Below are 12,396 nucleotides of genomic sequence, written 5' to 3'. Positions count from 1 at the left end.
GCGGCCCGGTTCGAAGAACATCGCGACGGATGTGTATCGTCGCGAAGCCGCTAACGTATCAGCGCGTGCGGCGAATCCGAACCAACAAATGGTGCTTTGCTCAGCGGGTTTCGTGATGAGGGGCGGCATGTGCCCCGCACGCACCTGCACGCGAGGTCATTCGCTGCCGCCGTCTTCGGCGCCGTCCGCGGACGCCGCACACAGGAACTCGCCATCGCCGCCGTCCTGCAGGTAGTCGAGCGAGCGGTCCATGCTCAAGACCGACAGCGTGCCCGATGCGCCCAGCGCGAACAGCGTCCGGTGATCCGGCGCGAAGATCACCTGCGACACGCCGCCCGCAACCGGAAACTCGCCGACGGTGCGGCGCGTAGCGGTCTTGATCACGCGCATCGGCTTGTCGTCATAGCCCGCCACCGCGATCAGCGAACCATCGCCGCTGCCGTCGAAGCTGTGCATCGACATCTGGCAGACCGGATAACGGTCGCGTATGGCAAGGCTCGCCCCATCGCGCCACTGAATCGACGACGCGTTATCGACCCACAGACCCGCGCCCTTCGCGGCCGGCTGCGCCTGGATGAAATCCGAATCGACCGGATAGGTCTGCACCGGCGCGTTCGTCGCCGTATCGAATGCAACGATCGCGCTCTTCTGCATCGCATACGCATACAGCCGGCGGCCATCGGGCGACAGCCACATCGACAGCGCGCGGCCGAACTCGACGCCCGAGGCGTCATGCTCGCCGAGCGGCAGCGTCGCGATGACCTGCGGCCAGTGCGCGAGACTGACGACGGAAATCGTGTCGTCGAGGCTGTTCAGCACGTACAACCTGTCGTTCGACGCGGATGCGACGATCGCGCGCGGGAACCGTCCGAGCGTCACGCCGTCGACGATCGCGCCGCTGTTCAGGTCGATGCGCACGAGGCCGTTCTCGCGCATCGACGCGACATACGCATAGCGTTCGTCGGGGCTCACGTACAGGCCGCTCGCGCCGCGGCCGCGGCACATGTTGCCCGGGCAGCCGTCGAGTCCCGTCGCGAACGGCCCGCCTTCGATCGTGCGAACGACTGCATGCTGCTCGACGTCAACGACGACGAGCGTGTTCCGGTCGATGTCGGTCACGTACAGGCGCTTGCCCGATGCGCCCAGCACCATCGCGTACGGCCACTTGCCGACCGGCACGACGGTGCCTGCCGCCTGCTCGGCCTGCACGGGCGTCGGGCGGTGCTGCTCGTCGTAGCGAATCTGCTCGGCAATCGCGGCTGCCTGCTGTTTCGCCTGCCGCTGCGCGGCGTCGCGCGCGATCTCGCGATGTGTCGCGACGCGCCAGCCTTGCAGTTCCTCGCTGCCCGCCCGCTGCGCGGCGAACAACATCGCCGCGCTGCCGAGCACCGCGAGTACGAGCGGCACGGCGACACGCGTCGAGCGCCCGGCCCCGTACATCAGCCAACCGGCGACGAACCCGGTGATCACGCCGCCGAGATGCGCGGCCTGGTCGATGCCGGAGATGAAAAAGCCCGACGCCAGGTTGATCGCGATCACCTGCCCGACCGCACCGAGATTGATCGCAACCGGCGCATCGCGGCCGCCGTCGCTCCTGCGTCGCAGCGCGAATGCCGCGGCCGCGCCGGCCAGTCCCATCAGCGCGCCCGACGCGCCGACACTCACGACCGGCCGGATCCCGCTTGACTCCAGCACGACACCGAACGCGAAACTGGTGCTGCCGACTTCGTGATAGCCATGCCACAGCGCGCTCAGCAGCGAGCCGCCGAGCGCGGACAACAGGTACGCGACGCCGAACCGGAGCGTTCCGCCGGTGCGTTCGAGCACCGTGCCGAGCACGATCAGCATGTACATGTTCAGCAAAAGATGCGTCCAGCCGCCGTGTAGAAACGCGCTTGTCAGCAGCCGCCACGGCTGCCCCGTGAGCGTATACGGCGCGAAGTTCGCGCCCCAGTCGAGCAGCAGCGGGTTCGACAGTTCGCCATACGATGCCTGTCGCCATATCAGCACGAAAATGGCGGTATTGACGACGGCCAGCAGAATCGTCAGCCACGGCCAGGGAGCTTGTTGTTCTCTCATCGGGATCTTGGTATGGGTTGTCGCGCGTGAGCAGCGCGAGCGCCATTATATTTCGCGTCCCGCAAGAAACGAGCGTGAGACGGAGCCGGTCGGCGAGCCCGGGGATAAAAAGACGCCCGCTGCAAGCAGCGGGCGCGAATCCCAGTCAAGGAGGTGTCACACGAACTACGGATTCAGAATAAGGGGATCGCCTGCCCCGGACAACGAAGCGATTCCGATATCGATATCGCCGGCACCGGGATGACCTTCCGAGCCGCCGAGCCACCGCCGCCCTCCCCAAAAAAAACGGCGCCCCGCCACGATGGCGGGACGCCGCTGACTGCCTGTCGCAGCGGGCAACCCCAGCCGCAAGGCCGGGCTGCGCCGCACGCGATCACGGCTCGTGACGCAGATACCCTTCCTTGCTCGGATCGCGCATCCGCCACGACACGATCAGCGAGATCGCGCACAGCACGGTCACGTACCAGTAGAAGGTTTCCTCGCTGCCGATCGACTTGAACCACAGCGCGACGTACTCGGCGGAACCGCCGAAGATCGCGTTCGCGACCGCGTACGACAGGCCGACGCCCATCGCGCGCACTTCCGGCGGGAACATCTCGGCCTTGATCAGGCCGCTGATCGACGTGTAGAAGCTGACGATCGCGAGCGCGACGGTTATCAGCACGAATGCGGCCACCGGGCTCGTCACGTCCTTCAGCGCATGCATCAGCGGCACCGTGCCGATCACCGCGAACGAACCGAACAGGATCATCGACGTGCGGCGGCCGATCTTGTCGGACAGCGCGCCGAACACCGGCTGCATCAGCATGTAGACGAGCAGCGCGACGGTCATCACGTTGCTGGCCGTCTTCGCATGCATGCCGGCCGTGTTCACGAGGTACTTCTGCATGTACGTCGTGAACGTGTAGAAGATCAGCGAGCCGCCGGCCGTGAAGCCGACCACCGTGAAGAACGCGCCCTTGTGCTGCCACACGCCGCGGATCGTCCCCGCGTCCTTCTTGTCGCGCGATGCCGTCGTCGACGTTTCGTCGAGCGACTTGCGCAGGTACAGCGAGATCAGCGCGGCCGCCGCGCCGACCACGAACGGAATGCGCCAGCCCCACGCCTTCAGTTCGCCGGCCGACAGCGTCTGCTGCAGGATCACGAGCACGAGCAGCGCGCACAGCTGGCCGCCGATCAGCGTCACGTACTGGAACGACGCGAAGAAGCCGCGGCGGCCCTTCAGCGCCACCTCGCTCATGTAGGTCGCGCTCGTGCCGTATTCGCCGCCCACCGACAGCCCCTGGAACAGCCGCGCGACCAGCAGCAGCGCCGGTGCGAGCGCGCCGATCTGCGCATAGGTCGGCAGCACCGCGATCACGAGCGAGCCGCCGCACATCATCAGCACCGAGATCATCATCGCGTTGCGGCGGCCGTGGCGGTCGGCGATGCGGCCGAACAGCCAGCCGCCGATCGGACGCATCAGGAAGCCGGCCGCGAACACACCGGCCGTGTTCAGCAACTGCGTCGTCGTGTTGCCGCTCGGGAAGAACGCCGGTGCGAAGTACAGCGCACAGAACGAGTAGATGTAGAAGTCGAACCACTCGACGAGGTTGCCCGACGAGGCGCCGACGATGGCGAACACGCGCCGCCGGGTGTCATGCGCGGACAGCGCAGCTTGGTCGGTCTGGACGTCCATGGATTGGTCAGTTCCTTTTAGTGCTTTCTGGGCGAGACGGCTGGGAGCCGCCGCGTGCGATCGTACGTGGCACCGGTTCCGGCGCACGGCGCTACGGGATTTTAGCGAAATGTAAAGTAACGGGCTCTCCGGGTTCGTCCGGATGTAGAAGATTTTTCTCCTGCCACGCGTTCGTCATATGAAAACGCCAGCCGCAAGGCTGGCGTCCGATGCAAACTTTCTGCTGGCGATGTTCAGATCCGCACCTCCGGCGGCACGTAGCGGCACTCGTAGCGCTTGCGCACGGTGCCGGCCTCGTCGACGCTTTCCAGGAACACGTCGAACTGCCAGAGCCGCGCCATGTGCTTGAGCACCTCGTCGCTGTCGTTCGACAGGTGGCGGTTGTCGGTCATGAAGTGGCGCAGCGTGAGGCTGCGGTCGCCGCGCGTGTTCACCGCCCACACCTGGATGTTCGGCTCGCGGTGATGGATGTCGTACTGCCGCGACAGCGCCTGCCGCACGTACTGGTAACCCGAATCGTCGTGGATTGCCGACACCTCGAGCGAATCGCGCATGTCGTCGTCGAGCACCGAGAAGAGCCGCATGTCGCGGATCAGGCTCGGCGACAGATACTGCGCAATGAAGCTCTCGTCCTTGAAGTTGCGCATCGCATAGTGCATCGCCGGCAGCCACGGGGTGCCCGCGATCTCCGGAAACCACTTGTAGTCTTCTTCCGTCGGCGCTTCGCAGATCCGCCGGATGTCGCTCATCATCGAGAAGCCGAGCGCATACGGATTGATCCCGCTGTAGTACGGCTTCGTGACGGGCGGCTGGTAGACCACGTTGCTATGCGAGTGCAGGAACTCCATCATGAAGCTGTCTTCCAGCTTCCCCTGGTTGTACAGCGTGTTCAGCAGCGTGTAGTGCCAGAACGTCGCCCAGCCTTCGTTCATCACCTGCGTCTGCCGCTGCGGGTAGAAATACTGGCCGATCTTGCGCACGATGCGGATCACTTCCCGCTCCCACGGTTCGAGCAGCGGCGCATTCTTCTCCGCGAAATACAGCAGGTTCTCCTGCGGCTCGGGCGGATAGCGTTCTTCCTGTTCCTCCATCAGCTCGGGCTTCTTGCCCGGCAGCGTGCGCCACAGTTCGTTCACCTGCGACTGCAGATACGCCTCGCGCTCGCGCCGCAGCGCGGCTTCCTTCGACAGCGAAGGCTTCTGCGGCCGCTTGTAGCGGTCGACGCCATAGTTCATCAGCGCATGGCACGAATCGAGCAGTTCCTCGACGCGATCGAGACCGTAGCGCTCCTCGCACTCCGCGACGTAGTTCTTCGCGTACACGAGATAGTCGATGATCGCGTGTGCGTCGGTCCACAGCCGGAACAGGTAGTTGCCCTTGAAGAACGAGTTGTGCCCGTACGCCGCGTGCGCGATGACGAGCGCCTGCATCGTCATCGTGTTCTCTTCCATCAGGTACGCGATGCACGGGTTCGAGTTGATGACGATTTCGTACGCGAGCCCCATCTGGCCGCGACGGTAGCTCTTCTCGGTCGACAGGAAATGCTTGCCGAACGACCAGTGACGGTAGTTGACGGGCATCCCGACCGACGCATACGCGTCCATCATCTGCTCGGCGCTGATCAATTCGAGCTGGATCGGGTAGATGTCGAGCTCGTATTGTTCGGCGACCTGCGAGATGTGCGTGTCGTATTCCTCGAGGAGTTCGAACGTCCAGTCGGACGGGCACGGCAGCGGCTTGCGTTCGGCAACGTTCATACGCGCTTCCTTTTGCCCTGGGCCGGGCAAGTCGGCGGCCGGCGGCGGCGGTGGTTCGGCCTGCCCGCGTTGCTGCGATGCGGCAGGGCCGGCCGTGTCGTCGCCGGAAGGGCGCGGCGCATAGCCGCGCGACTCGTTGTGCAGATGGCGGGTCGTCATGACATTTCCACCTGCTTTTCGAACAATTCGCGAAACACCGGGTAAATATCGGCAGCCGATTCGACTTTTTTCATCGCGAGATGCGGCTGAGACAAGGCCAGTTGCGCGTATTCCAGCCACAGGTTCTGCTCTTCCGGCGCGACCTGGATATACGCGAAGTAACGCGTCTTCGTGAGGATATCCTCTTCCAGGATTTTGCGACACTTGGGCGAATCGTCGGTCCAGTTGTCGCCGTCGGACGCCTGCGCGCCGTAGATGTTCCACTCGGTCGGCGAGTAGCGCTCGTTCATCACCTTGCGCATCAGCTCGAGCGCGCTCGACACCACCGTGCCGCCACTCTCGGTCGAATGGAAGAAGGTGTCCTCGTCGACTTCCTCGGCTCGCGTGTGGTGACGGATGAACACGACCTCGATGCGCTCGTAGTTCCGCTTGAGGAACAGGTAAAGCAGGATGAAGAAGCGCTTCGACAGATCCTTGCGCTGCTCGTCCATCGAGCCCGACACGTCCATCAGGCAGAACATCACGGCCTGGCTCGACGGTTGCGGCTGCTTCACGCGGTTGATGTAGCGCAGATCGAACGGATCGATGAACGGAATCCGCCAGATGCGCCCCTTCAGGTGATGGATCTCGGCCTCGAGCACCGCGATCTCCGCGCGCCGGTCTTCCGGATCGGTCTTCATCGCCTCGAGCTGCGCCTCGAGTTCGCGCAGCTCGTTGACGAGCGGCGAGCCGAGCGCGATGCGGCGACCGAGCGCGCTGCGCAGCGAACGCACGACGTCGATGTTGTTCGGCGTGCCTTCCGCCGACCAGCCCGCGCGCACGTTCTTCCAGCTCGGCACCGTCAGCAGGTGCGTCTTCACGAGGCGCGGGAGTTCGAGATCGTCGAAGAAGTACTGCATGAACTCGTCACGCGACAACTCGAACACGAAGTCGTCCTGCCCTTCGCCCTCGTTGCTCGCCTGACTCCCCCCGCCGCCCGAGCCACCCTGCGGACGCGGGATCTTGTCGCCGCGCACGTAGTCCTCGTTGCCGGGGTGCACGTATTCACGACGCCCGCCAGGCGCGTGCCGAAAATTCGGCTCCGCGATGTCCTTGCGCGGGATCGTGATGCTCTGCGTGCTCTGGATATCCTTGATGCTACGGTCGCGCACCGCGTCGGACACGGCACGACGAATGTAGTTCTTGACGCGACGCAAAAAGCGTTCGCGGTTGGCGATACTCTTGTTCTTGCCGGCCAGCCTGCGGTCGATGATTTGATGAAGCACTCCCGGTCTCCCGCTCGAAAATCGATACGCCGGGACGCTCGCCGCACATGCCGTCTCCCGTCATGCGGGCGGCGTCTCTGAAAACACCCGTACGGCGACGCCGTACGGGCGCGGTACCGCGCGCGTCATGACGACTTGCGCACGCGCAGGTACCAGTCGCAAAGCAGCCTCACCTGCTTCGGCGTATAGCCCTTCGCGACCATCCGGTTCACAAAGTCCTCATGCTTGCGCTGCTCCTCCGCCGAACCCTTGGCGTTGAACGAAATCACCGGCAACAGTTCCTCGGTGTTCGAGAACATCTTCTTCTCGATCACGACGCGCAACTTCTCGTAGCTCGTCCACACGGGGTTCTTGCCGGCATTCGCCGCCCGTGCACGCAACACGAAGTTCACGATCTCGTTGCGGTAATCCTTCGGATTACTGATGCCGGCCGGCTTCTCGATCTTCTCCAGCTCCGCGTTCAGCGCGGCGCGGTCGAAGCTCTCGCCCGTGTCGTGATCGCGGAATTCCTGGTCCTGGATCCAGAAGTCTGCATACGTGACGTAGCGGTCGAAGATGTTCTGGCCGTACTCCGAATACGACTCGAGGTAGGCCGTCTGGATCTCCTTGCCGATGAATTCCGCGTAGCGCGACGCGAGCACGTCCTTCACGAAGGACAGGTACTTCTGCTCGGTTTCCGGCGGGAACTGCTCGCGTTCGATCTGCTGTTCGAGCACGTACATCAGGTGCACGGGGTTGGCCGCGACCTCGCTCGAATCGAAGTTGAACACGCGCGACAGGATCTTGAACGCGAAGCGTGTCGACACGCCCGTCATCCCTTCGTCCACGCCCGCGTAGTCGCGGTATTCCTGGTACGACTTCGCCTTCGGATCGGTGTCCTTCAGGTTTTCGCCGTCATACACCTGCATCTTCGAGAACAGGCTCGAATTCTCCGGCTCGTGCAGGCGCGACAGCACCGAGAACTGCGACATCATCTTCAGCGTGCCGGGCGCGCAGACGGCCTCGGCCAGCGACGAGTTGCGGATCAGCTTCTCGTAGATCTTGGTTTCTTCCGACACGCGCAGGCAGTACGGCACCTTCACGACGAAGATCCGGTCGAGCAGTGCCTCGTTGTTGCGGTTGTTGCGGAACGCCTTCCACTCCGACTCGTTCGAGTGCGCGAGGATGATCCCGTCGAACGGAATCGCGCCGAAGCCCTCGGTGCCCTTGAAGTTGCCTTCCTGCGTGGCGGTGAGCAGCGGGTGCAACACCTTGATCGGCGCCTTGAACATTTCGACGAACTCGAGCAGCCCCTGGTTCGCCAGGCACAGGCCACCCGAGTAGCTGTACGCGTCGGCGTCGTCCTGCGCGTACTGTTCGAGCTTGCGGATATCGACCTTGCCGACCAGCGACGAGATGTCCTGATTATTCTCGTCACCCGGCTCCGTCTTCGCGATGCCGACCTGCCGCAGGATCGACGGATAGCGGCGCACCACGCGGAACTGGCGGATGTCGCCGTTGTATTCGTGCAGCCGCTTGACGGCCCACGGACTCAGGATGTTCTTCAGGTAGCGGCGCGGAATGCCGTACTGTTCCTCGAGGATCGGGCCGTCTTCGTCGTAGTCGAACAGCCCGAGCGGCGATTCGTTGACGGGCGAACCCTTCAGCGAATAGAACGGCACGCGCTCCATCAGTTGCTTCAGACGCTCGGCGATCGACGACTTGCCGCCGCCCACCGGGCCAAGCAGATAGAGGATCTGCTTCTTCTCTTCGAGCCCTTGCGCAGCGTGGCGGAAATAGGCGACCACCTGCTCGATCACCTCCTCCATTCCGTAGAACTCACGGAATGCGGGATAGACCTTGATGACCTTGTTCGCAAAGATCCGCGACAGGCGCGGCTCGTTGCGGGTATCGATGTGTTCAGGTTCCCCGATTGCTGCCAGCATGCGTTCACCAGCCGTCGCGTACGCGGATGGATCGTTCTTGCAGAGCGCGAGATACTCCTCCAGCGAGAGCTCTTCCTCTCGCGTTTTTTCGAAGCGGTTCGCGAAGCTGCTGTAAATATCCATGCTACCTCCCTCGCCTGAGTCTGAAGACGTGCCTGCCTTCGTACGACTGCGCAGAAGCAAGCGCGTTCGAATTCATCCTAAACCCTTTCTTATTTTTTTTCACGAACTCTTCGTATGAAGTTCGTCATTCTCGACAACACCGCTTGGACAACACATTTCGTCGTTTTACAATCGACGTCCCGAGCCGCAGAAACTGCATCCGTCGCGTCTCGTCGAACAACGGAACGTCTTGTGTGTTGGACACATCCGACGTCGTCACCTCCCCTTCATCCCTATACGTTCGAGCGGTCGTTTGCGACGACACGTTGCGTGCGCCGTTACAAATTTTTTTCGCAGCGCCCTTACGGAAATACCCGTATGACGGATGCGGGAACCTGGCACACAACCTGTGCACGCATCCTTCGATGCAGGCTTCACCCTGCATGCGACGTTGCACGATCGTCATTCATGACGTCGCCATGTCACATTTTCCCGTCGCAGAAACGACGACGCCCGCAGGGCGCGGGCGTCGTTCGTCACCAAATGGGGATAGATGCGCGGCGCGCGCGAATCAGAAGGTTTCCCAATCGTCCGCGTCAGCGGTAGCAGCCGTTTGCGCGGGCGCCGGGGAAGCAGCGGCGGGCTTGCGTACCGGCGCCGCTGCGGCGACGCGTTTCGGCGGTGCGTCGCGATCGTCGCGCGCAGCCGCCTGGACGGGCACCGCAACCGTGGCGGCGGCCGCGCGCGGTGAGTGACGCACTGCAACCGGAGCCGCGCCGCCCGGGCGTGCCGTGTCTTCATCGAGCTGGAAGACCGCGGCCGTTTCACGCAGGCGCCCGGCCTGTTCGTCGAGCGATTGCGCGGCAGCTGCGGCCTCCTCGACGAGCGCCGCATTCTGCTGCGTGACCTCGTCCATCTGCGCGACCGCGCGCGCCACCTGGTCGATCCCGCCGCTCTGTTCCTCGGACGCCGCCGCGATCTCGCCCATGATGTCCGTCACGCGCTGCACCGCACTGATCACGTCGCTCATCGTGCGCCCTGCTTCGTCGACCAGCGTGGAACCCGATCGAATGCGTTCCACCGATGCGTCGATCAGCACCTTGATCTCCTTGGCCGCGGTCGACGACCGCTGGGCCAGGCTGCGCACCTCGCCCGCGACGACCGCGAAACCGCGGCCTTCCTCGCCTGCCCGCGCGGCTTCGACCGCCGCATTCAGCGCAAGAATGTTGGTCTGGAACGCGATTCCTTCGATGATCGCGATGATGTCCGCGATCTTTGCCGAGCTGTCGTTGATCTCGCCCATCGTGCCGACCACCTGGCCGACCACCGTATTGCCCTTGTTTGCAATCTCCGACGCGTTCGCGGCCAGCGAACTCGCCTGGCGTGCATTGTCCGCATTCTGTTTCACGGTGCCGGTCAGCTGCTCCATGCTCGACGCGGTTTCCTGCAGCGCCGCGGCCTGTTCCTCGGTGCGCGACGACAGGTCGATGTTACCGGCCGCGATCTGGCGCGCCGCGGTCGCGATCGACTCGCTGCCGCCGCGCACGGTGCGCACCGTGTCGACGAGCCCGCGCTGCATCTTGCCGAGGCCCTCGAGCAGCTGGCCCATCTCGTCACGGCGATCCACGACGATCGGCCGGCGCAGGTCGCCGGCGGCAATCGCATCGAAATGCGCGAGCGCGTCGGCGATCGGACGGCCGATCGCGCGGCTCAGCGTCAGCCACGACACCACCGCGGCGCCGAAGCCGGCCACCAGCGTGACGATCGCCAGCACGCGCAGCGTGTCGTATACCGATTCCGCGTGATCGAAGCCGGCTTGCGCATCCGTGAACTGGAAGTTGCGCAGCGCCTCGCTTGCCGTCGCGAGGTCGTTGAAGCTCGCCTGGAGCCGCTTCGCGCCGTCGCCGATCCGGTCGGCCTGATTCGCCCCGACCACGCTCGCGAACGCGTCGCACTCGCGCTGCAGCGCCTGCCGCTTCGCGGCGACGTCCTGGGCGATCCGGTCTTCCTCCGGGCCGCGCGGCAACGCGAGGTATTTCTGCCACCACGCGTCGGACTGCGCGCGCATCCCGCGGCTTCGCTCGACTGCGGCGGCCGCGTCGGGCGTGCCGGCCAGGAGTGCCGCACGGTCGAGCGCAAGGCGTTCACGCGCGGCGTAGATATCGGCCACCGACACATCGACCGCGCTCGGCATCTGGTTCGTGAAAATTTCGCGCGTCGCATCGTTCGCGCGCGTCATGCCGTACACGCCAAGCGCGCCGATCACCCCCAGGAGCACCGCCAGAAACGCCATCGTGAGACCGATGCGCGCACGAATCGTCAGGTTTTTGAACACCATCATCCTTCCTGTGTTGCGTCGTGATGGACGGGACGGACCCGTCGCTTCGAAGCATTGCTTCTCCCGATGCATTTACGACCATGCACCGCACAACTTGATGGTGTTTCCGTTATTTTTTCGAATTATTTGTCTGTTTATTACAAATAGCTGAATGAAAAATGCGTGTTTCAGCGCACGTTGGAAGTCAAGGATGGGAGGCGCTCCGCTGCCGGCGAGCGTCGCAGGCAGGCGGCCGGCCGTCGTTGGCGACGAACCGGCCGCGATGCTTGATCAGGCCCTATCCGGCCAGTTCGGCAAGCGTTGGAATCGACGGTTGCGCGCCCGCTCGCGTGACCGACAGCGCCGCTGCACGTTGCGCGAAGCGGATGGCCGTGTCGACGTCCGCGCCGGCCGCGAGCCGTGCGGAAAAGCCGCCGATGAAGGTATCGCCGGCCGCGGTCGTGTCGACGGCCTGCACGGCCGGCGCCGGATAATGCCGCGCCGCGCCATCGGCCGTCAGCGCCAGCACGCCGCGCGCGCCCAGCGTAACCAGCACGTTGCGCGCGCCGCCTGCCTGCAGCACGCGCGCGGCGGCTTCCGCCTCCGCCGGGTCGCGCACCGGCAGCGCGGTCAGCGCGGCCGCCTCGACCTCGTTCGGGATCAGGTAATCGACGAGCGGCAGCCAGCCCTCCGGCAGCGGTGCGACGGCCGGGGCCGGATTGAGCACCACCGTGCGGCCGAGCCGACGCCCGGCCGACAGCGCCGCGAACACCGTGTCCGGCGGCGTCTCGAGCTGGCAGATCAGCACGTCGGCCGACACCAGTGAGGCCTCGTGCCGGGCGACCGTCTCGGTCGTGACCTCGCCGTTGCCGCCCGCGACGATCACGATCGCGTTCTGGCTCGCATCGTCGACGACGATCAGCGCGACGCCGGTCGACGCCGATGCGCTCGTCGCGAGCCCCGCACAGTCGATCCCCTCGGCTTCGAGCCCCGCGCGCAGGGCCGCGCCGTGGGCATCCGCGCCGACGCAACCGATCATCGCGACCTGCGCGCCGAGCCGGGCGGCCGCGACGGCCTGGTTGCCGCCTTTGCCGCCCGCCGCCTGCGCGAACGC

The 12,396-nt window shown here is 64.7% G+C and carries 7 protein-coding genes; all 7 read right to left on the bottom strand.

What is annotated here, in order from left to right:
• Nucleotides 1–156: 156 nt before the first annotated feature.
• Nucleotides 157–2,079 carry a rhomboid family intramembrane serine protease gene (locus tag F3J15_RS29035; protein ID WP_166895511.1) on the bottom strand — a complete coding sequence of 641 codons (1,923 nt, stop codon included), beginning with the start codon at nt 2,077–2,079 and terminating at the stop codon, nt 157–159.
• A 373-nt stretch (nt 2,080–2,452) separates the two neighbouring features.
• Nucleotides 2,453–3,757, bottom strand: a complete 1,305-nt coding sequence (locus F3J15_RS29030) for an MFS family transporter (protein WP_089445580.1) — start codon at nt 3,755–3,757, stop codon at nt 2,453–2,455.
• A 233-nt stretch (nt 3,758–3,990) separates the two neighbouring features.
• Nucleotides 3,991–5,673, bottom strand: coding sequence for a SpoVR family protein (locus F3J15_RS29025; protein WP_166895509.1), 1,683 nt, complete (start codon nt 5,671–5,673; stop codon nt 3,991–3,993).
• Nucleotides 5,670–6,938 carry a YeaH/YhbH family protein gene (locus F3J15_RS29020; protein WP_069247902.1) on the bottom strand — a complete coding sequence of 423 codons (1,269 nt, stop codon included), beginning with the start codon at nt 6,936–6,938 and terminating at the stop codon, nt 5,670–5,672. The genes F3J15_RS29025 and F3J15_RS29020 overlap by 4 nt, the downstream gene beginning before the upstream one ends.
• Nucleotides 6,939–7,063: 125 nt before the next feature.
• Nucleotides 7,064–8,986: a PrkA family serine protein kinase gene (locus tag F3J15_RS29015; protein ID WP_043182748.1), complete on the bottom strand. Its 1,923-nt coding sequence runs from the start codon at nt 8,984–8,986 to the stop codon at nt 7,064–7,066.
• Between the two features lie 550 nt (nt 8,987–9,536).
• On the bottom strand, nt 9,537–11,303 hold the full coding sequence (locus tag F3J15_RS29010) for a methyl-accepting chemotaxis protein (RefSeq protein WP_166895507.1): 1,767 nt from the start codon (nt 11,301–11,303) through the stop codon (nt 9,537–9,539).
• Nucleotides 11,304–11,580: 277 nt separating this feature from the next.
• Nucleotides 11,581–12,396 (bottom strand): ribokinase (gene rbsK, locus F3J15_RS29005; RefSeq protein ID WP_166895505.1); only part of this gene is annotated, 816 nt, incomplete at its 5' end.

Source organism: Burkholderia sp. Ap-955 (assembly GCF_011753045.1).
GTDB lineage: Bacteria > Pseudomonadota > Gammaproteobacteria > Burkholderiales > Burkholderiaceae > Burkholderia > Burkholderia lata_D.
This window is presented reverse-complemented; position numbering and strand designations above follow the sequence as displayed.